Origin of the sequence: Imperialibacter sp. (assembly GCF_040222815.1) — a bacterium.
In the GTDB taxonomy this organism is placed as follows: Bacteria; Bacteroidota; Bacteroidia; order Cytophagales; family Cyclobacteriaceae; genus Imperialibacter.
Map to the genome: position 1 here is coordinate 78,030 of NZ_JAVKCH010000001.1, position 19,897 is coordinate 97,926.

Genomic DNA, 19,897 nt, shown 5'->3' on the forward strand with positions numbered 1-19,897 from the left:
AGGGAAATTCTAAGATTCTCCACGTTTTTAGTGTTGTTGCTAACTACCCTGTCATGTTCTCCTCCACAGTCGGGGACGAAAGCAGTTGGTGAACAAATCACCTGGCCAGACTCAATTCCCTGGTGGAAGGCAAACAACCTTCGTACGATGCAGACCAATTTACCAGCCTATGAAGCTGATCTTAATGTAGACTCCCTGATCAATGACCTCAAAGGGTTCTCAGTCAATACATTGATCATCAATGCGGGTGGCATTATGGCATTTTACCCAACCCAACTGGCGGATCAGTATACAAATCCCTTTATGAAGGAAAATATGCTGGGGGATGTGATTGCGAAGTGCCATGACAATGGCATCAGGGTAATTGTGCGATTTGACTTCAGCCGGGCACATGAAAGCATTTTCGAAAGGCACCCCGATTGGTTTTACCTGTCACCAAAAGGGGAGAGGATCAGAAACGACGACATGTATGTTATTTCTATCAATGCCCCGTATGAGCAGCAAGTCCTGTTCGACATAGTGGGTGAAGTGATAGATATGTATCCTATCGATGGCATTTTTATTAACATGCCGGGTTATCAAACACGAAATGCTTATGAAGGTGTTTATCACGGCATAGACCAAAATCCCTACGATAAAGAGCGGTTTATGGCGTACAGCGGCATGAAGCTGCCGTTGGTCGAGGACGACAAAGATCCGGCGTTTCAAAAATACCAGGAGTTCAAGAAGTTTACTGTAGACGACCTGATGAAGCGACTACACAACGTGGTCAAGACAAAAAATGAGCAGATCGCCATTTGCACGTATATGGGGAATTATGTTGACATCATCAGACATGAGTCGCACCCAAGTGGCTTGCCTTATTGGCCCTATTCGGCATCTGATAATGTGAACAATGTAGAAAACAGCTACCCCGACCATATCGTAAGCAACGCCAGTATCCAACAGATTTCGTTTCAGTCGAGGTACAATGCAGTCGAACCTGAGGAGTCCGCTATCAGGTTGTATCAAAACATTGCCAACGGTTCAGGGCTCGACATGAGCATTATGGGCGATTTTCAAGGGAATGAAGACGAAAGGAGTTATGAAGTTTTTAGAGAAGTATATGCTCACCACAAAGCCAACGAAAAGTACTATGGTCGTTATACCTCGTCGGCTGAAATCGCCGTGGTGTCGCCAGGCTACTGGCCGGGAGGCGAGCGTGGGCAGGAATACAGGGGCATTCAGCTGATGCTCAAAGAGGCTCACCTTCAATTTGATCTGATAGAAGATGCCCAGCTATCGAAGCTGAGAAATAAGATGAAAGGCTACAAGGTGATCATCCTTCCGGAAATTGTGAGCCTGGACAGTGGATCTCTGGCTGTAATTAAGGCAGCAGTTGCAGGCGGCGCACACCTGATTGCGACCAACCAATCGTTGAGTGGGAACCCGGAGGCACTGCTGGAACTATTTGGCGCAAAGGCTGTGCAACCGGATCACGACGGAGCAGGGTATTACCTTGCCCCTGAAAATAGATCAATTTTTAAAAATTTTGATTTACAGAGCTTTATCATGTTTAAGTTCAATCTTGGCTTTTATGATTTTGAGAATGTAGACGAGACATATTTGCCTATTTATACACCAGGCAGACCCGGCCCTCCTGAGAAAATTGGCGGCCATGAACCCACAGGCTACCGGGCCGTGGGTATCAAGCAGCACCCAAAAAGCAAGGCCGTTCTGATGCCCATCAACCTGGGCAGATTGTACTACATACATGGCTATGAAGAGCATAAGCAAATACTGCTTGATATGATCAATTACCTGGAGCCTAACATCAGTGATTTGCTAACGACCAATGCTCACCCGAGAGTAGAAGCCGTGTTGCAAAAATATGTGGAGAATACACCTGAAAACTTTGGTAGGCAGGACGAAGACGGCATCATTTTGCATCTGGTGAATATTACAGGGTTTAGTGGCAATACGTTTTTTGAGCCTTTGGAGGTAAGGGATTTGGAATTCAGGATACGCTGCGACTTTCAACCGGGACGCATTTTTACCATGGTAGGTCGGCAGCCAGTAGAATACTCTGTGGCTAGCGGCTACCTTACTCTGAAGGTGGATAAGGTTGGGCAATATGAGGCAGTTGTCGTAGAAAAGTAACGAAAAGTTATTCAGGCGAAAGTACATATATTTTCTTTTCACTGACGCACGATATTCTGAGGCTTTTGCGTAGCTTTCATCAACCAATGATTTTTAAAACTATGAAAACATTTTTTTCTATTATTTTATTGTCCCTCACTGCCCACCTGGCGATTGGGCAGGATGATGGTACTAAAACCGAAAAGTTCGGCAATGCTACTATCGACAAATACATTGCCTCTGTCACTGAGTTTGCCAAAAAACAAAAAGGGCTGTCTTCGACCCTTGCAAAGCTGGATGGAGATATCGACAATGCGTCAAAGGAGGAGGACGAGAGTGCTATCGATGGTCTGCTCACCAGGTTCAAAGACCTCGAAGGCTCCTACAAATCCCTGGATGCGGACTCAAAGCAACTTTCCAGTGAGGGAACTAGCGCTTCGAAGGCCAGCTCGCAGTGCGGCACCAAGGCTCCAAAATGCGCTGAGGGAGTGAAGAAGGCCACCGCATTGCTTGATGGTTCGGCCAAGGCTATTGTTACCGACAAAATCAAAATGACTGAGCTAAAAGCTAAGGCCGAGGCAGTCAAAAAGAAGTTTGGCGGTTCGGGGGAATGACATTCCTATCATTATGCAATTGTAAAACGCTATGATGCTTCAATCACGGCGTTTTTTGTTATTTTCAGGCATGTTGAGAAATTATACTCTGTTGTTCTGCTTTCAGCTAGCGATGTCTTACGCAGCTGCTCAATCCATCAACTATCCAGTGGAAATGCCCGGAATGGAGCGCCTGATTGTGAAGACCAAAGAAGTGCTTGCCGCCAATGGGATTACCGATTATGATATAGCCATTAAGATTGGAGCTTATCCCACCCTAAAAATGGAAGGCTACCGGATAGATTGGAACGGGAACCAAACAGTCATTTCAGCTAATGACTTCTCGGGTGCCCGGTACGGCCTCCTGGCTTTTACCGAGGAAATTGCCAACGGTCGGAAACCAGACCAAATAGATGGAAGGCAGGTCAATCCTTCGATGGAAGTCCGGGCTATCAAGTTCAACCTGCCCTGGGATGCCTACAGAGAAAGCCTCAGCATGGACTACCACCTGAGCACTTGCCGGGATTTGAAGTTTTGGGAGGCTTTTCTGGATATGATGATGGCAAACCGCTTCAACCAGCTGGCTTTGTACAACATGCACCCATTTCAATACATGGTGAAGTTGCCCAACTATCCGGAAGCCAGTCCTTTTACCGATCAGGAAATGGCGGACTGGCAGGTGTTCTGGAAAGGGCTGTTCCGTATGGCCAAAGAAAGAGGGGTAGAAGTGTTCATCGTTAACTGGAACATTGTAGTGCCTGAATCTTTTGCCAAACATCATGGAATTAAGGCGCTAAATGACACTTCTCAAGTTGTACTAGACTACACCAAAGAGGCGGTAACAACCGTAATTAATACCTACGAGGATCTGGGAGGGCTGGGTGTAACGCTGGCCGACTGGATGACGAAAATGACAGCAGCCGAGCGGGAGGACTGGATTGCTGAGACGTTTGTGGCAGGCATGAAAGCGGCAGATAGGCCTGTGAAGTTTCTGCACCGGGCAGTGTTGTCGGGCTCAAGCAATGAAATGAGACGGATATTGGATGCTGCTGATTTTCAAGACCCTGTGCAGGTGGAAGTGAAGTTCAACTGGAGCCATGGGCATTCAACACCAAAGCTTTTGATCACCCATGCCAGCGAATCCGGGGCTGTGAATACCGGCTATTGGAATCCTGCCCCTGAGAACTACAAAATTGAGTGGATGGTGCGTAACGAAGACTTTTTCATCCTCCGGTGGGGCGAGCCGGACTTCATAAGGAGCCATATCAAAACCAATACGGCTGACTTCATGAATGGATATTACATTGGTTCAGAGGGTTATATTCCTGCTTTCGAATACTTCACCAAACCTGAAATTGGTCGTACGTGGAACTACGCCTTTGAGCGCCAGTGGTTGTTTTACAGTCTTTGGGGCAGGCTACTGTACGATATCAACACGCCTGATACGGTATTTGAAGAACAGTTCAATCGGAAATACCATATGGATCAGGGGCGGCAGATGCTGCATGCGTATAAGCTGGTGAGTAAGATGCCTTTAAGGCTGGCTTCGTTCTTTGGCTCTACCTGGGACTACACACTTTACGCAGAAGGTTTTATGTCGCCGGTGACGCCTCCGGGGTATGGTTTTGATGACAAAATCTCTTTCTTTATTTCTTTGGAAGAGTTGATGGATCATAAGGTGCTGGATCCTAGCTACCTTTCTATCAAGGATTATGTGGCTATTCAGGCTGAAAAGGAAAAAGTGGCCGAGAACAAAAAGACGCCATTGGACTTAGCAAACGAATTGACTGCGAATGCGACGGAGGCAGACATGCTGATAGAGACTTTGGCCGCAAAAGGCTCTATTTACACCAGCGAATACAATCAGGAAATAGATGATTTACGGGCCTGGTCGCTCTTGAGCCGTTATTTCGCCAGGAAGCTGAAGGCGGGTGTCTACCTTGAACTTTTTAGAAAAACCGGTGAAGCAATTCAAAAACGAGATGCCATCAAAGCGTTGGAAGAGGCTCTTGTTACCTGGAAGGAACTTTCGGAGGTAACCTCCAAAAACTACCTCGAAGTGCCCTACATCGTTGGAGGTGTTTTTGGTTTTCAGGATGAAAGGAAAGACTACTTTTCATGGAAAAGTCTTATTCCAGAAGTTGAAAGAGATATTGAGGTGGCTAAATCTGCCAGTTTTCAAAAGTGACCTTTCGAGAAAACTATCCTCAGAATAAGTAATCTCTTTTTGGAGTGAGAGGCCACTTCATGCGTTAAAGTTTCGAAAACGCCCTTCGTGCCTTTCGGGAAGCCAAAATATAAGATTGGTATTCCATTTCTTTAACCAATGCTAAATCCCCTATATTTACATTTTAGTCAAAAATGAAAGTCAGGGGGTACATATTCACACGCAAATTCCTCGCTTACTTCCTCGCCCTCTATTTGCTGAACTATAGCATCGATGGCAGGGATGCCCAGCCAGACCATGTGGCCGAAGATTTGACGCACAACGATATTGAAAGTATCCTGGAATTTGCTTTGGAATCGGTGCTTGGCATTGAAAACGCCATGCAGGAGCACGATGAGCAAGATGGCAGTAATGGCCATTTTTTCACCCATCATGTTGTCTACTGCCAGCAACCAACTCCAGTGCCAACAGTGCTCAGCAGCGATTTTGTGATTGTGGTTCATACCTTCAGAAATCCTTCTCTTCACATACCTCAAAACGTTCTGGAGATTAGCTCCCCTCCGCCTAAGGCTAGAGCCTGACGCCAAAGTTTCCTGAGTTCAGCTTTTAGCTCTTGCATTTTTGCATCATATTGAACTTGAGGAATTTTGGTGACCTGCTCCTGCAGCCAAACTGCTATATTGAAATTAGCGGGTAGCCTGATGGGTTATTTGTGTTTCCTGGTATAGTTCATCGGCATTTTTCCTTTTATTGTGAATTTGGGAGTAGTCGAATGCAGACAAAAATGTTTTTCTAAGGCAAATTCTGTCAAAAAGTTTCTTCAAATGAAAAATTACCCTTTTCGGGAAAAACTAAATTATAAGTTCGATAATTTGATGTCGGCCGGTCCGGTGGCCCTCATACTTTATCTCACTATTTTCTCTACAATTATACTTTCTGTTTTTACCTGCATTCTCTTTTTTGCTAACATTCATCCCGATGAAGCCCTGCCTGACGGCTATATCAATACACTATGGTTCGGCTTGATGCATACGCTTGACCCTGGCACATTGGCAGAGCATGAGGGGGACTGGATTTACAAGTTTTGGATGTTTGTGGTCACTGGTTACGGTATCATAGCGCTCAGTACGTTGATTGGTCTTATTTCCAATGGTATCATGGACAAGATTGATCGGCTGCGCAAAGGAAGATCCCGCATTGTCGACGACGGCCACGTGTTGATTCTCGGTTGGTCATCGAAGATTTATACCATCGTGTCTGAACTAATAATAGCCAATGAAAACCAGAAAGATCCTCTTATTGTGATTTTGGCTGACAAGGACAAGATTGAGATGGAGGACAAGATTCGTGATAAAATACCCGACCATAAGAACACCAAGATTGTTTGTCGGACCGGGGATCCGATTGACCTGCATGACCTGGATATAGGGAACCCCGCAGGATCAAAGTCGATCATCATTCTTGACAAGGAAAATGAAAACTCAGACAGCCAGATTATCAAGACAATTCTGGCGATTACTTCTAGCGATACCCGAAGGGAGACGCCTTATCACATTACCGCCGAGATAAAGCACAGCGAGAATTATGAAGTGGCCAAGATGGTAGGGAAGGAGGAAGTAGAGCTGATCCTTTCCGACGAATTTGTGTCGAAGGTGATGGTGCAAACCAGTTTGCAGTCGGGGCTCTCTGTTGTTTACACGGAACTGATGGATTTCGGTGGTGATGAAATCTATTTCATGGAGGAGCCAAAGCTGGTAGGTAAAACCTTCAGAGAGGCCGTCTTCAGCTACGAGGATTCTGCCATCATTGGTATGCAGTCGGCTGATGAAGTTGAGATACTGATCAACCCACCGATGAACAAACTCATTCAAAAGGGAGATAAGCTCATCGGCATCACGGAAGATGACGATACGATGGTTGTATCGGGTAAATCGTTTGTGATTGACGAGCAGCGCATCGTTCGGAGGGAAAAGAAGCCAAGCGTTGTCGAGTCGATTCTCGTTATTGGCTGGAACCACAGAGCCAGCCTGGTGATAAGAGAGTTGGATAAGTATGTGGATGAAGGATCGACTGTGCATATTATTTCAAAATTTAAGCTAAGCCAAGAGCGCCTGGACAAACTACAGGCTTCGCTGGAGAATATCCGGTTGGAATTTCAGCACAGCGACACGACTAACAGAACTGAGCTTGAAAAACTCAACTGCCAGCAATACAATTACATCATCATGCTGTGCTATCAGGACGACTTTCCACTTCAGGAAGCAGACGCACAAACGCTGATTACCCTGCTGCACCTCAGGAATATACTGGAAAGTGCACCAACAAAAGTGAATCTGGTTTCGGAAATGATGGATATCCGCAATCGCCAGCTGGCAGATGTGACCAGCGCCGATGACTTTATTGTGAGTGATAAGCTACTTAGTTTGCTCATGACCCAGGTGGCTGAAAACAAGTATTTGATGCGTGTTTTCGAGGAACTGCTTGATGCCGACGGGGCTGAAATCTATATCAAGCCAATTACAGATTACATTTCATTGGAGGCAAACAGCATGGTGACGACCAATTTTTACACGGTGCTGGAGTCGGCTGCACGCCAAAATGAGGTTGCCATTGGCTACCGCCGAATGTCAGACGCCAAAAATGTGGAGATGGGCTATGGAGTGGTGGTGAACCCTAAAAAGTCAGACCTGATAGAGTTCAGCTGGAAGGACAGGGTGATCGTGATTTCCGAGAGCTAGTCTCATGCCCAATGTCGTTAAGTTAAGGAATTGGAACAATAAACGTCACTCACCCCAATTCTCAAAGGACAAGGAAAGTTCGTTATTCTCCCTTCAGGGCTGGGCTTGAAAAGGCTTAACTTAACGACATTGGTCTCAGACCTGAGGGGGAAAGGACCAGGGCAATTAGAAGTTTTCTTCGAAAACGAGCTCTTCATCTTTTCCCCAAAGCTTTACATAATTGACACTTCCCGTTCCCTGAAACCGGAATTTCAAACCAACTACCTCGACCGGCCCAAAATGTAGGTTCAGGCTATCATAGGCCAATTCATCATTGATAAAAAGCCGCCCTGTCATATCTTTGACTTCATACCTCACCTTTACCCAACCTGAAAAGTCTACTCCCAGGGGTGTAGGGTCTTCCACTTTTCCATCCACATCGTACATGGCCAGATCAGAAATACAACCCTTGATGGCAAGTGGAACAATCAGTGCTCCTCCGGCTAACAGGAGATGAATCTCAGTATGCTGACAAATGCCTGCGCCTTCTCTAAAATCATTCCGTATTTCTGTTTCGAACACCAAATTGTCGGACTTCACTCTATCAAATGGCCTGACATAGAAATAGGATGTCCAGGGCGTTTCTGGTTGCAGGTGAATATTGTTGCTAACCAGCTTTTCAAGTGGAAGCGACAAAGCTCCATCGCCTTTGATTGCCTCTTCAACTTTGAAATATACCGGTACCTTTTCCTGCTCTACCAAAGGCAACCAACCCATTGAGGTGATATAAACAGGGTGCTGTTTCACAATACTGTCGTTGATGACCAGCTTTGCCTGAAAGTAGCCTGGGTAGTAGTAGATAGAGGTGTGTACCTTTTTATCGTAGGGTACCTGCTGGCGAAGCCTTTCGTCCCAGCTTTGTTGGATAAAGACCGTGTCGGTTGCGCTGGCGGGCGATGCATCATAATCGAAAATCACGGAATTGGGCACGCCTTCTGACACTGCCTGCATACTGCTGAAGCTGAAGAGGCTGGAATCTGGCATTGATTTTATCTCTTCATGGTTTTCGGTCGAAATATAAAACAGCAGCCATGCGCCCAATAGAAGTATGATGAGAAGTGAAACGATAATGCCAATCGGACGCTTTTTTTTCGCCGGAGCTGAAGCATGCTTTTTTTGGATGTCTTCTTTCGGCAGGCTGCTGGCGTATTGGTAGGCCTTCCAGTTCTCGTGACCGAGGTACTGAGCAAGTGCATTGAGTGTGGTGGCTGTTGGCTTACTTTGGTAATCAATGGTGCCCCACAAGCGCTTCAAAGTGGCCACGCTAAGGTTGGTGCCAGTGGCAGCGTGGATCTTCTCGCTGAGCGCCTTGAAGTCGTTGGTAGTCCATGCTTCGCCAGGCCCCCAGTTGAGCTGCCTCTCTATTTCAACAAGACATTCTTTTATATTGATATCGTCTGACTCCATGCCCAAAATTTAGCTGAATAGGGTTTGAAAAAATAGTTGAACCGACTTGAGCAGGTTTGAACAGACAAGTAAGAGCGTTTCTCGACAGTCTGTCATTCTTTTCAATTGATTTGTTGAAACAAAAACTCAAAAGTATGCAAAGAATACTACTTATTCTGCTGGTGCTCGCAGCACTTCCGAATCTTCTCATCGCTAATGGCTCACTCAGCCATCCCCAAGTCAAGTGGAGGTTTGAAACAGGAGCGCCTGTAAGAGGCACGGTTTCAATTAATGATGGCAAGCTCTATTTTGGAAACTCTGCAGGTACTTTGTACTGCGTTGAAAAGGAGTCGGCCAGGGAAATCTGGCACTTCAAAGCAGGTGGTGCCATTGTATCACAGCCACTTTTAGCAGGCGGAAAGGCAATTTTCCAGGCAAGGGACAACAAGGTGTATGCCGTTGATGCCCTTTCAGGCAAACTGCTGTGGTCGTTTCAAATGGAAAAGCCTGTTCCGCACACCTGGGGCTGGGACTATTACGATGCATCGCCTGTCGCCCATAGCAACAATGTGTTGATTGGCTCAGGTGACAACAATCTCTATGCGCTCAACCTGCAAAGTGGGAAGCTGGCATGGAAATTCTCAACGGCCGATAAGATCAGGGCTACACCACTGGTGAGTGGGAATAAAGTATATGTACCCGACTTCAACGGATTTCTTTATGTAGTGAATGCTGCCAGCGGCAAAGAGGAAGGGAAATATGAGACCGAGGGGGTAAGTTATTACACCGAAGTGTACGGATGGGACAGAACATCACTAATCTCCAGGCCAGCCATGAAGGACAACCAGGTGGTGTTTGGTGCAAGGGATGGTGGCTTGTACAGTATTGATGCCGTGTCACTTGAGAAGAGATGGAGGTTTACTTACGGATCCTCCTGGGTAGGGAGCTCACCAACTATTGATGGAAATACGGTATATGTTGGGTGGTCCGATGCGCTCGCTGTTTCCGCAGTGGATATGACAAGCGGGAAGGAACTGTGGAAATTCGATGGAGGATCCTATTTCTACTCCACACCAGTGGTGGACGAAAAACATGTGTATATCGGCTCGTTTACCGGGTTGGTTTATGCATTTGAAAAAACGACCGGAAGGGTGGTGTGGAAGTACCAGACACAAGGAGCCGTCATGTCTTCGCCTATCCTGGATGATGGCACGCTCTACGTTGGCAGCGACGATGGTTCATTATATGCCTTTGAGGAAGGGGAGGAAAGGATGCTTGCTGTCTACTACCCGGAGCTGAAGGCACAAAAGGAGATGGTAAGCTCAGAAAAGATTTTGCCCTATCTGGAGCCGCTCGGCTATGTCCGGCTGGATACGACGACGCTGACCATGTTTATGAAAGACAGGATTGCAGACAAAAAGCAGAGCAGTATCGTATTTGCCCATCAATATATACCCAGGGCAGTGGTGGGGAAAGAAGCAGAGGGAAGCCTGTTGAACCAATATATGGCGGCGGGCGGCAGAGTTGTCTGGCTTGGTTATTTCCCTAATTATTGGGTGACAAACAAGGACTTTAATATCGTGGCGTCCAACACACAGTATTCCACCGATCTCCTAAACATCAACTTTGATGTGAACATGGATTTTGGCGTGTACTACGCAAAAGCAACTGAAGAAGGTCTGAAATGGGGTGTTCCAAAGTCCTTCGAATCCCTGGGGTCTTCGATCTCTGGTGGTCAGGGTATTATCCCCCTGGCAGTGAATGAACATGGGCGGGTAGCTGCCTTTTGGAAACCACTGGGTAGTATGAATGGCGGGTATATATCATTTTGTTCGTGGCACTATATGCCTATCCGGCAAAGTGATTTGGAAACGATAAGAAAGTTGGCTGAACACGGACTTTAGGCCAAAGAGATTTGGAGGAAAATGCCAGATTAGCAAACTTAGGCTTTGTAAAAGTTCAATCTAAAGCCTCGTTTCGTGACGGAAGAGATAACAATGTTTGCTCAGGTATCGAATTCCCTCCTACAGTTGCACCCTTTTTCAACCGCTGAGCTCGGCCTGATCAAAGAAAGGTTGAAGCTTCATAGGTTGAAAAAGGGTGAGCTGCTATTGAGGGAAGGACAGGTTTGTAACGGACTCTATTACCTCGACCATGGAAGCCTGACGCAAAAGCGAAACGGAGATGGGGAAGCGGTAGTAACAGGTTTGTTCACGCCTGGCGACTGGCTTATGGACAACAGGAGTTTTGTGTCCAGGAGACCGTCAAACACAAGTATTACAGCCTTCGAAGAAAGTCAGGTCTTTGAACTGGACATCGATGCTATTCATGAACTTATCGGTATTTCGCAACTCTTTTTTCGATTGGGAACACTGTTTGAAAACAGGTTCGATGGCGTTGAGGAAGCAGGCAGTCTTAGCTCCATTGACCAGAAGTACCTGCTATTGATGCAGTCGAGGCCAAAAGTTCTTCAAACATTTCCCCTGAAATTGATCGCCTCTTATCTCCAGATCACCCCCGAAACACTGAGTAGGGTTCGCTCCCGCATCAAGTGATACACTTCTTGATTACGATCAAGTGGTTCCATTTGTAAAGCCTCTATTATTGTTCATCATTCAAAAGAACAAGAAATGGACAGCAGACTGGAGAAATCAAGCGGAGTAGCCATTGTTATTGGCTCAGTATTCATGGTGCTTACAATGGCACTGCACCCGGCTGGTGGCGATACAGCCCACATCAGGCAAATGTCTGACATAATTATCGTCAGCCACTCTCTGGCAATTCTGTCCATCATTGTGCTTTCCTACGGCATGGTAGGACTCGCAATCAAGCTCAAGTCCGACATCGTTTTGTCCTATGGAGGGGCAGTGCTGTTCGCCTTTAGTGCTGTAGCTGTGACGATGGCAGCGGCATTGAATGGCCTCGCAGTACCATTTTTCCTGGAGCGAATGGGGGAGATCACCAGCGAAAACAGTGGCATGATCAGAGCTGTGCTGACCTACAATTATTCACTCAATAAAGCCTTCGACCTCATCTTTATCCTGGCGATGTCTGGTGCCGCCGTGCTCTGGTCGTGGGCGATCGTAAGAACGGGCCTGCTAAAAAAGTGGCTAGGATTTCTCGGATTGGTGGTTGGCATTCTTGCCATTGCTATGACGCTTTTCGGGTTTGTTTTTACCGATTTGCTGGGTCTTCGCATTTTTATCGGGGCTTTTGTGATTTGGCTTCTTGCCGTTGGTGTGGCGATGGCCAGGAAGCCGGCTATCTTGCAGACCTGATAAGTGCGCTATAAATACTGCCTCCCTGAAACTGAGAAGGGGTGATGGCCAGCTTCGTAATTGTACAGCCCGAAATTCCATTCACCAGATCACTTAAGTAAGTGAAGCTGAGCGGGTAGGGCACCCAGGCATTTCCCCTGTCGGTGTCATATTCTACTATTATCAGTCTACCACCTGGCAACAAACTGTTCAACACTTTGACAAGAAATCCTTCCTGATCCTTCACATAATGGAGAGAATTTGCCATCAAAATGCCGTGGACGTTCAAATCTTTCAGGTCAATTTTAGTGAAATCTGCCAACCTGGTTTCGATACGGGTGGTGCCTTTGTGGTCGCTTTGAGTGAGGAAGAATGAACTGCTTTTATCGATGGCGGTAACTACGCTGCCTGAAGGCAGTGTTGATGCCAGTGCTCTTGTAAATAAGCCACTACCAGCACCCAAATCAAGCCAGGATTGGGCGTCCCCAGCATTGGATACGCCATTCTCTATCAATTTGATTGCGGTGCTTAGTTCCATTTCTGTGTGAGGAGTAAACATCGAAAGCCTGAGAAATAGTTTATCTTGTTCATAAAAACATTATGGTACTGAAAGGCATCAATTCAATTCTCATCCTTTTCTCACTCTATATGCGCTAACCTTTATGGTTTTGCCTCTTGTTATGATTTATTTAAAGCACCCATTGGCTAAATAAAAGATTGACGGTCGCTGTAATCCAAAATTCAGGGTTTAATTTTGCGCAGGAAAAAGCAATTTGAAGGCAGCATGTTGTCAGAGCTAGAGCAAGAAAAACTAATCAGGCGTTTGCACAAGAAGGTGTGGGCCGTGCAGGAAGATTTTGGTATTATCGAGGCGGGCGATAAGGTAATGGTATGTCTTTCCGGCGGCAAAGACAGCTACACCATGCTCGACATGCTGCTGCACGTGCAGAAGTCGAGGCAGCACGACTTCGACATCATAGCCGTTAATCTCGATCAAAAGCAGCCGGGCTTTCCTGAGGAAGTGCTGCCCAACTACCTGACCAATCTTGGCGTTGACTTTCGCATTGTAGAAAGAGATACCTATTCGGTGGTGGTTGATAAGGTGCCGGAAGGGAAAACCATGTGCAGCCTTTGTTCCAGGCTCAGGAGAGGTATTCTTTACACCACTGCTGAGGAGCTAGGTGCCACTAAAATTGCGCTTGGGCACCACAGGGAAGATGTGCTGGAAACTTTTTTCCTCAATATGTTTTTCAGCGGCAAGCTGGAAGCCATGCCTGCTAAGTACCGAACAGACGACGGTAAGCACGTGGTGATACGTCCGCTGGCCTATTGCAAAGAGGAAGATATCATTCAGTATGCTGAACTAAAACAATTCCCGATCATCCCCTGTAACCTGTGTGGTTCTCAGCCCAATATGCAGCGCAAGGTGATCAAGCAAATGATGAAGCAATGGGAGCAGCAATTCCCCGACCGCACGGAGATCATGCTCACGGCCCTAAAGAACGTTTCACCATCCCATTTATTCGATAAAGATATTTTCGACTTTGATGAACTGGTTTCAAAAGTCGGAAGGATAGATGAATTTGTGCCGTAGGGCGTCACCCTCGCTCAACGCTGCTCCGACTTTTTGACTTCACCATGTTTTGGGTTAAGAAACTTTTGTGAGCACCTAACCTTCTGGTATTCAGTGTTTTTTTTGCCGAAATATGACTCTTCGCTGCACAAGTGAACCACTCGGTAAATTGCAACCTAGAGGCCAGGGTTGATGGCAGAAAAGCAGCTATTTAAAGAGGAGCAACCTTTCAGAGCCAAATGTAATTAAAGGGGTTACTCTCGCCGCCCTGAAAGTGTAACCCCTTTAATTTTCGAAGCGATAAGGGTCTCTATTCACGGTGGCAACTTCCGTTTTGGCGTCGATACTGTGAAGCAGGGCATTGTCTTTGCTGAGTCTGAGCTTGGGTAGACAGCCATGGCTCGTAAATTTTTTTCAGCTCCTAAATTTGCCTTGGCAGGCTGAAAACCAGCACCTATATGCCGTACCTACGGCACTCGCTGTAGATGTGGTTGCTATCGGTTGAGCTGACCGTTATGTCGTCCCTACGGGACTAGGTTGTCAGGTGTCGGTACGGCAGGGAAGGCTATAGGGTGGCGGCCGTCAGCCGCTGGAATGGTGGCAGAAAGGCAGCTATTTAAAGAAGCAACCTTTCAGAGCCGAATTTGATTAAAGGGGTTACTCTCACCACTCTGAAAGTGTAACCCCTTTAATTATCGGAGCGACAATGGTCATTATTCCAGGTGCCAGCCTTCATTTTGGGACTCGGTGTGTGGGAAGCATCGACCGGCTTTGCTCAATCGGAGCTTGGGTAGACGGCCAAGGCTCCTCCATTTAGCTTAGGCAGGTTGAAAACCAGCGCTTATATGCCGTACCTACGGCACTCGCTGTTTATGGATTTCCGGTGGCTTAGCTGACCGTTATGTCGTCCCTACGGGACTTGGTTGTCAGGCATCGGTACGGCAGGGAAGGCTATAGGGTGGCGGCCGTCAGTCGCCGGGGTGATGGCAGAAAAGCAGCAATTTAAAGAGGAGCAACCTTTCAGAGCAGCATGTAATTAAAGGGGTTACTCTAGCCACTCTGCAAGTGTAACCCCTTTAATTGTCGGAGCGACAATCGTCTTTATTCATAGCGCCAGATCCCATTTCGGGGCTGCCATGTAGGGAAACGTTGACTGGCTTTGCTCAATCGGAGCTTGGGTAGACGGCCAAGGCTCCTCCATTTAGCTTAGGCAGCTTGAAAACCAGCACCTATATGCCGTACCTGCGGCACTCGCTGTTTATGGATTTCTGGTGGCTGAGCTGACCGTTATGTCGTCCCTACGGGACTAGGTTGTCAGGTGTCGGTACGGCAGGGTAGGCTATAGGGTGGCGACCGTCAGCCGCCGGGTTGATGACAGAAAAGCAGCTATTTATAGGGGAGCAACCTCTCAGAGCCGAATCTAATTAAAGGGGTTACTCTCACCACTCTGCAAGTGTAACCCCTTTAATTTCCAAAACGATATGGGCTTTATCCATCGTGACGATACCCATTTAGGGCCAGCAGCAGCCAGGCACTCTACTTGTCATACACCACCAGCGGAAAATCGTTGCCATAGGAGTAGCCAGAAGGGAATTGTGGCTTGCCCTTGTGGGTTTGAGAGAGCTCAGGCACCCGTGACTCTACCCAGGCGCTGAGCTCCTTGATAGTAATCTGCTGGTCAGCATTGGCGCCGTCGGCAGCGCCTGCGAGGCCTTCCAGCAACGCATAAGTAAACACGCCATGCCCCAGTGATTCGAACTCTGTTGCAAACTGCTCAGAGCCTGCCGCCATCAACCAGAACGTGCCAGTGCTCCTGGCCAGCCGGGCAATAGCCCTTTCTTCCGCCGCACCTCTCGCTGCGACGGCACCCAGGGCGGCAGCCGACTGGCATGCGTCGAGGATATACACCTGCTTTTGGGCGTTAATGGTCTGAGCAATGTTTTTGAGTTCGTTAGCAGATAAGGCTTGTTCAAACAGCTCTTCGTCTTTGCCATACAGGTGGGTAATGTTGTGCGGCACCAGGAAAAAGTCGGACGGACGTGTGCCTCCTTCCGACATCACACCGTGGCCGGCATAGTAGAACACAAAAAGATCCTGCTCATGTGCCGATTGACCAATAGTTTCCAGCGCTTCCATCACGCTTTCCCTGGTAAAGTCGCCATTGCGAATAGTGATGGTTTCCACCTCGCTGAATACACCCGAGGCGCCTTGCTCCATCGTTTGTGCGAAGGCATCGGCATCGGCAGTGGCGTAATTAAGGTTGTATTTCGGGTTGAGGTAGCTATCAATCCCGACAGTGAGCAGGTATAGTTTTGGTGGGTCGTCACTTTTGCCCTGGTAGCGCACGACGAGTTTTTTCTTTTCCGACTCCATGCCATCAGCCGTTGCTGCCACTGCATAGAAGTAGTTTTCCTCCCCAAATGTAGTAGTCAGGTTCACATCAAACTCCGCTGTCCCGTTGACCGGCTCAGTGCTACCCACCAGCTTGTTGTTGTGAAACAGCTTGAGCTGACTGGCGTTTTCAATGTTTTCGGTTACTTCAAGGGTAATGGACGACGCCCGGGTGGCCGACTTCACCTTCGGTATTTCCTGGCTCCCGGATATAGCAGCACCATTGAACGATTTGATCCTGAGAGTCGGTACACTGGCTATCTGTGCTTCCAAGTCTACTTCAGGGATGGCGGCTTCACCCGTCATCAGCTCAGCTAACAAACCGGGACTGAACTGCTGGTTGAAGGTGCTCTCCAGCTTCGTTCGGGTAAGTGATCTCCTGGCTGCCCAGTACAGCTTCTCTGATGCATCGGCAGTGCCGTCGAACCGGCCATCTCGGGTCACTACCGCCAGGCTGCCGCCAGCATCCACAAAGATGTAACCGATAATGGCATTCTGAGAGGCGCTGTAGATCTGATTAATATTGTCACCGTAGGCATTAATTAACACCTTATCGTCGTTAAGGGCGTAATGTGGATGCGCAAGATATGTTTTGGGGCTGAGGTTGCGGTTTCTATCGTTGAGACTGACCTTGGTGGTAAACACCTTACCACTGCCGTGGACGTCGAACACACTAAAGCCACGGAAAGCCACTGTGCCCAACACTTTGTCTTTTACCCGAAGAAAAGTCAGGTAGAAACCCACGTCGTCCCGCTGTTCGTTGGATTTGCCATCCACTACGCCAAGAATAAATAGCTCAGTGCCGGCGTCGGGATTGCCTGGGGGAGCATGCCTCAGCACCGGAACAGAGATGGCTGATTGCACCGGCCTGTTTTTCCAGCCGATGACCTGGCCTTTTTGCAGGTGGTCGTAGTCTCCCAGGTAGATGCCCTCGTATTTCTGTAGCTGTGTACCTGTTTCATATAGATATTCAAGGGAGTAGCGCTTCTTGAAAGCACCAATGGTAGGGGTAATCAGTATTTTCTTTTCAAAAGGGCTGAACGACACGATAGAGATTTTTTTGTCGAGCGCAATGGTGGTGGTCAGGCTTTTGGTGGAGGCGTCCCAAATGAAAACCTCTTTCCCAGACACAATGGCAAAGTGATTGCTCACAATCCCCATATCCGTAGTTTTGATAAAATCTTTGGTAGTCTGTGTAAGCGTGACATCCCCGCTTTCAAGGTTTACCAGTCGAAAACTGCTTTCTTCGACAACCAGGACGCTTTGCTGGTCTTGCGTGAAAACAATCTCTTTAACATCCCCGATCTCTATTTTGAAAGTTTTAACGAAGGTGGTATGTAGCAGATCGAGTACGCTAAGCTCTCCGCTACTCAGCAGAAAGGCCGCCAGCTTTTTATCCGGCGACACTGTCATGCCCAGCTGCCGGGCCTGAAGAGCGTCTTCATCATATTCCAGCCGGGTGGGGTCTACTACCTGGCCTTGAAGCCTCCATGCAGAAAGCAGTAACAGAAAAAATATGGAACAGGTAAGCTGTTTCATAAAAGGAAGGTAATAAATTTTTGAAGGCTATGCCAGTAAAGGACGGTTAGGAATACAGTTGGAATAGTCATCACCCTGGGAGTAACCGATCAGAGATTGGGTCTTATTCCCTGGTTACAGCCACCTCCTCCACACCAGCGTCATATCGAACCAAGGAACGAGGGAGATATCCCCCAGATGATGGCACTGAGCCGGACAAATACACTGCAAACATCGGGGGATTCCATTCCGGTTCCAACAAACTACAACCTGAGGTATGGGTAGGGAAGCAGCAACACCCTTTCAGAGCCGAATGTGATTAAAGGGGTTACTCTCACCACCCTGCAAGTGTAACCCCTTTAATGATCGGAGCGACAATGGTCTTTATTCCCGATGCCAGCTTTCGCTTCGGGGCGCTGTTGGGGCCAGGCGTCGGTACGGCAGGGAAGGCTATAAGGCGGCGGCCGTCAGCCGCCGGGGTGATGCCAGAAAGGCAGCTATTTAGAGGAGCAACCTTTCAGAGCCGAATGTAATTAAAGGGGTTACTCTCGCCGCCCAGAAAGTGTAACCCCTTTAATGGTCGAAGCGACAAAGGTCTTTATTCACGGTGCCAGACCCCATTTCGGGGCCCAGATGTGGGGAAGCATCGACCGGCTTTGCTCAATCGGAGCTTGGGTAGACAGTCATGACTCGTCAATTTAGCTCAGGTAGTTTGAAAACCAGCGCTTATATGCCGTACCTACGGCACTCGCTGTTTATGGATTTCTGGTGGCTGAGCTGACCGTTATGTCGTCCCTACGGGACTTGGCTGCCAGGCGTCGGTACGGCAGGGAGGGTTCTTGGGCGGCGACCGTCAGACGCCGGAAGGGTGGCAGAAAGGCAGCAGTCTGGTGTGATCCCTCGTTGAAGACCAGGTTGTAGCGTATTTTCCGAGAAATAACTCAATTCCTTTTAAGTCTATATCTACCTCAGTATCACCGCACAGGCCTCCGCAAGTCCCATAGGGACGCCATCCCGGTAAAACTGGTGTTCGCAGCGAGGCTGAGTGCCGTAGGTACGGCATATATGAGTGAACTTCCTTCAGCTTTTTCTACCTCTTTACCTATGAACTAAGAGTAGGGAAGTAGTAACACCTTTCGGAGCCGAATGTAATTAAAGGGGTTACTCTCACCACCCCGCAAGTGTAACCCCTTTAATGATCGGAGTGGCGAAGGTCTTTATTCACAGTGCCGGCCAACATGCCTGGCAACCTCCAAAAAACCACCACAACCACCCCCAAGTCCCGAAACCCTACATTTTTCTTGAAAACGCTAGAAATAGAACTATTCAAAGACAAATTGATACTTTGTCAATGATAACTGCCATAACAAGCTTGTATTTATCCAATATTAACCTTTTAAATAGCATACGTTTACCTCAAAATAATTAAATAAATAGTTTCCATTTTTGACATAAAATACTGAATTACAGTAAGTAATTATTTTTTCACCAAAATTTAAACCCATGTCAATCGCTTTCAACATTGTGGGAAGAAGGAATCCCATCGATCAGAGTGCACCGGCAAAGTTCTATGCCGTGGTGAACGCCACAGGAGAAGTTAACCAGCGGGACATTTCCCAGGAAATCGCTGAAAGGTCTACTGTAACACCTACCGACAGCATGGCTGTGGTAGAAGCTTTGCTTACCATGATCCCCAAGATGCTTGCCGATGGCAAGATCGTCAGGCTGGGTGAGCTGGGTACTTTTTACACCAGTGTGAAGTCAGAAGGAGCAGCCAGCCCCGAAGAGTTCAAGAAGAGTAATATCTCGGCAGCCAAAGTAAGGTTTAAGCCGGGTAAAATCTTTATGAGAACCCTCCAGGCAGCGGATTTCAAAAGGAAAAACAATGGCAGCATGCCACCGGAGCCAACTAACGGTACTACTCCCTGATTTGGGGCCTGAAAAAGTTGGTGAAGAGTTGAAAAAAGATGGTGAACTTTTCAGAAAAGTTGGCCGGAAAACCAAAACTCACCGCCAACTTTTAAAGACCCGACGTAAAAAGCCCCGGAAGTGAGCAGTTTCACTGCCGGTGAAAATGATGAAAAAGGCCTTCGGGCCTTTTTTTTGTAGCGTTCCCT

Annotated in this window: 14 protein-coding genes; 11 read left to right on the forward strand and 3 right to left on the reverse strand. The window is 47.6% G+C overall.

What is annotated here, in order from left to right; translation table 11 throughout:
• Positions 1-147: 147 nt before the first annotated feature.
• The 5 genes from RIF36_RS00310 to RIF36_RS00330 all read left to right on the forward strand — a co-directional run bounded on the left by RIF36_RS00310 (position 148) and on the right by RIF36_RS00330 (position 7,616).
• Positions 148-2,139, forward strand: a complete 1,992-nt coding sequence (locus tag RIF36_RS00310) for an alpha-amylase family protein (RefSeq protein WP_350128305.1) — start codon at positions 148-150, stop codon at positions 2,137-2,139.
• A gap of 101 nt (positions 2,140-2,240) precedes the next feature.
• Positions 2,241-2,732: a hypothetical protein gene (locus RIF36_RS00315; protein WP_350128308.1), complete on the forward strand. Its 492-nt coding sequence runs from the start codon at positions 2,241-2,243 to the stop codon at positions 2,730-2,732.
• A gap of 112 nt (positions 2,733-2,844) precedes the next feature.
• Positions 2,845-4,899: a beta-N-acetylhexosaminidase family protein gene (locus RIF36_RS00320; protein WP_350149243.1), complete on the forward strand. Its 2,055-nt coding sequence runs from the start codon at positions 2,845-2,847 to the stop codon at positions 4,897-4,899.
• Positions 4,900-5,072: 173 nt separating this feature from the next.
• On the forward strand, positions 5,073-5,459 hold the full coding sequence (locus RIF36_RS00325) for a hypothetical protein (protein ID WP_350128314.1): 387 nt from the start codon (positions 5,073-5,075) through the stop codon (positions 5,457-5,459).
• A gap of 243 nt (positions 5,460-5,702) precedes the next feature.
• Entirely contained in the window at positions 5,703-7,616 is a 1,914-nt protein-coding gene (locus RIF36_RS00330; RefSeq protein ID WP_350128317.1) for a CASTOR/POLLUX-related putative ion channel, read from the forward strand.
• Positions 7,617-7,781: 165 nt separating this feature from the next.
• Here the strand turns inward: RIF36_RS00330 and RIF36_RS00335 are convergent, their stop codons facing one another.
• The gene (locus RIF36_RS00335; protein WP_350128320.1) at positions 7,782-9,062 is read right to left on the reverse strand and encodes a hypothetical protein; all 1,281 of its coding nucleotides are present in this window, start codon (positions 9,060-9,062) and stop codon (positions 7,782-7,784) included.
• A 134-nt stretch (positions 9,063-9,196) separates the two neighbouring features.
• Between RIF36_RS00335 and RIF36_RS00340 the strand changes: the two genes are divergently transcribed.
• The 3 genes from RIF36_RS00340 to RIF36_RS00350 all read left to right on the forward strand — a co-directional run bounded on the left by RIF36_RS00340 (position 9,197) and on the right by RIF36_RS00350 (position 12,319).
• The gene (locus RIF36_RS00340) at positions 9,197-10,945 is read left to right on the forward strand and encodes an outer membrane protein assembly factor BamB family protein (RefSeq protein WP_350128323.1); all 1,749 of its coding nucleotides are present in this window, start codon (positions 9,197-9,199) and stop codon (positions 10,943-10,945) included.
• A 75-nt stretch (positions 10,946-11,020) separates the two neighbouring features.
• Positions 11,021-11,596 carry a Crp/Fnr family transcriptional regulator gene (locus RIF36_RS00345; protein WP_350128326.1) on the forward strand — a complete coding sequence of 192 codons (576 nt, stop codon included), beginning with the start codon at positions 11,021-11,023 and terminating at the stop codon, positions 11,594-11,596.
• Between the two features lie 75 nt (positions 11,597-11,671).
• The gene (locus RIF36_RS00350) at positions 11,672-12,319 is read left to right on the forward strand and encodes a hypothetical protein (protein ID WP_350128329.1); all 648 of its coding nucleotides are present in this window, start codon (positions 11,672-11,674) and stop codon (positions 12,317-12,319) included.
• On the opposite strand, the gene RIF36_RS00355 is transcribed toward RIF36_RS00350, so the two are convergent.
• Positions 12,303-12,836 carry a class I SAM-dependent methyltransferase gene (locus RIF36_RS00355; RefSeq protein WP_350128332.1) on the reverse strand — a complete coding sequence of 178 codons (534 nt, stop codon included), beginning with the start codon at positions 12,834-12,836 and terminating at the stop codon, positions 12,303-12,305. The genes RIF36_RS00350 and RIF36_RS00355 overlap by 17 nt on opposite strands.
• A 246-nt stretch (positions 12,837-13,082) precedes the next feature.
• Here RIF36_RS00355 and ttcA point away from each other — a divergent pair, with 246 nt between their 5' ends.
• On the forward strand, positions 13,083-13,892 hold the full coding sequence (gene ttcA, locus RIF36_RS00360) for a tRNA 2-thiocytidine(32) synthetase TtcA (RefSeq protein ID WP_350149244.1): 810 nt from the start codon (positions 13,083-13,085) through the stop codon (positions 13,890-13,892).
• Between the two features lie 1,515 nt (positions 13,893-15,407).
• On the opposite strand, the gene RIF36_RS00365 is transcribed toward ttcA, so the two are convergent.
• On the reverse strand, positions 15,408-17,801 hold the full coding sequence (locus RIF36_RS00365) for a caspase family protein (protein WP_350123373.1): 2,394 nt from the start codon (positions 17,799-17,801) through the stop codon (positions 15,408-15,410).
• A gap of 341 nt (positions 17,802-18,142) precedes the next feature.
• Between RIF36_RS00365 and RIF36_RS00370 the strand changes: the two genes are divergently transcribed.
• Together RIF36_RS00370 and RIF36_RS00375 are read left to right on the forward strand one after the other, a co-directional pair.
• Complete coding sequence (locus RIF36_RS00370; protein ID WP_350123376.1) at positions 18,143-18,313, forward strand: hypothetical protein; 171 nt, start codon at positions 18,143-18,145, stop codon at positions 18,311-18,313.
• A gap of 970 nt (positions 18,314-19,283) precedes the next feature.
• The gene (locus tag RIF36_RS00375; protein WP_350123379.1) at positions 19,284-19,709 is read left to right on the forward strand and encodes an HU family DNA-binding protein; all 426 of its coding nucleotides are present in this window, start codon (positions 19,284-19,286) and stop codon (positions 19,707-19,709) included.
• The last annotated feature ends 188 nt before the right edge of the window (positions 19,710-19,897 follow it).

Excerpts from the sequence above, each read along its gene's own strand:
- RIF36_RS00310 (WP_350128305.1), top strand. The coding sequence starts at position 148 with ATGCAGACCAATTTACCAGCCTATGAAGCTGATCTTAATGTAGACTCC.
- ttcA (WP_350149244.1), top strand. The coding sequence starts at position 13,083 with ATGTTGTCAGAGCTAGAGCAAGAAAAACTAATCAGGCGTTTGCACAAG.
- RIF36_RS00350 (WP_350128329.1), top strand. The coding sequence starts at position 11,672 with ATGGACAGCAGACTGGAGAAATCAAGCGGAGTAGCCATTGTTATTGGC.
- RIF36_RS00320 (WP_350149243.1), top strand. The coding sequence starts at position 2,845 with ATGTCTTACGCAGCTGCTCAATCCATCAACTATCCAGTGGAAATGCCC.
- RIF36_RS00375 (WP_350123379.1), top strand. The coding sequence starts at position 19,284 with ATGTCAATCGCTTTCAACATTGTGGGAAGAAGGAATCCCATCGATCAG.
- RIF36_RS00335 (WP_350128320.1), bottom strand. The coding sequence starts at position 9,062 with ATGGAGTCAGACGATATCAATATAAAAGAATGTCTTGTTGAAATAGAG.
- RIF36_RS00340 (WP_350128323.1), top strand. The coding sequence starts at position 9,197 with ATGCAAAGAATACTACTTATTCTGCTGGTGCTCGCAGCACTTCCGAAT.
- RIF36_RS00330 (WP_350128317.1), top strand. The coding sequence starts at position 5,703 with ATGAAAAATTACCCTTTTCGGGAAAAACTAAATTATAAGTTCGATAAT.
- RIF36_RS00355 (WP_350128332.1), bottom strand. The coding sequence starts at position 12,836 with ATGGAACTAAGCACCGCAATCAAATTGATAGAGAATGGCGTATCCAAT.
- RIF36_RS00325 (WP_350128314.1), top strand. The coding sequence starts at position 5,073 with ATGAAAGTCAGGGGGTACATATTCACACGCAAATTCCTCGCTTACTTC.
- RIF36_RS00315 (WP_350128308.1), top strand. The coding sequence starts at position 2,241 with ATGAAAACATTTTTTTCTATTATTTTATTGTCCCTCACTGCCCACCTG.
- RIF36_RS00365 (WP_350123373.1), bottom strand. The coding sequence starts at position 17,801 with ATGAAACAGCTTACCTGTTCCATATTTTTTCTGTTACTGCTTTCTGCA.
- RIF36_RS00370 (WP_350123376.1), top strand. The coding sequence starts at position 18,143 with ATGATCGGAGCGACAATGGTCTTTATTCCCGATGCCAGCTTTCGCTTC.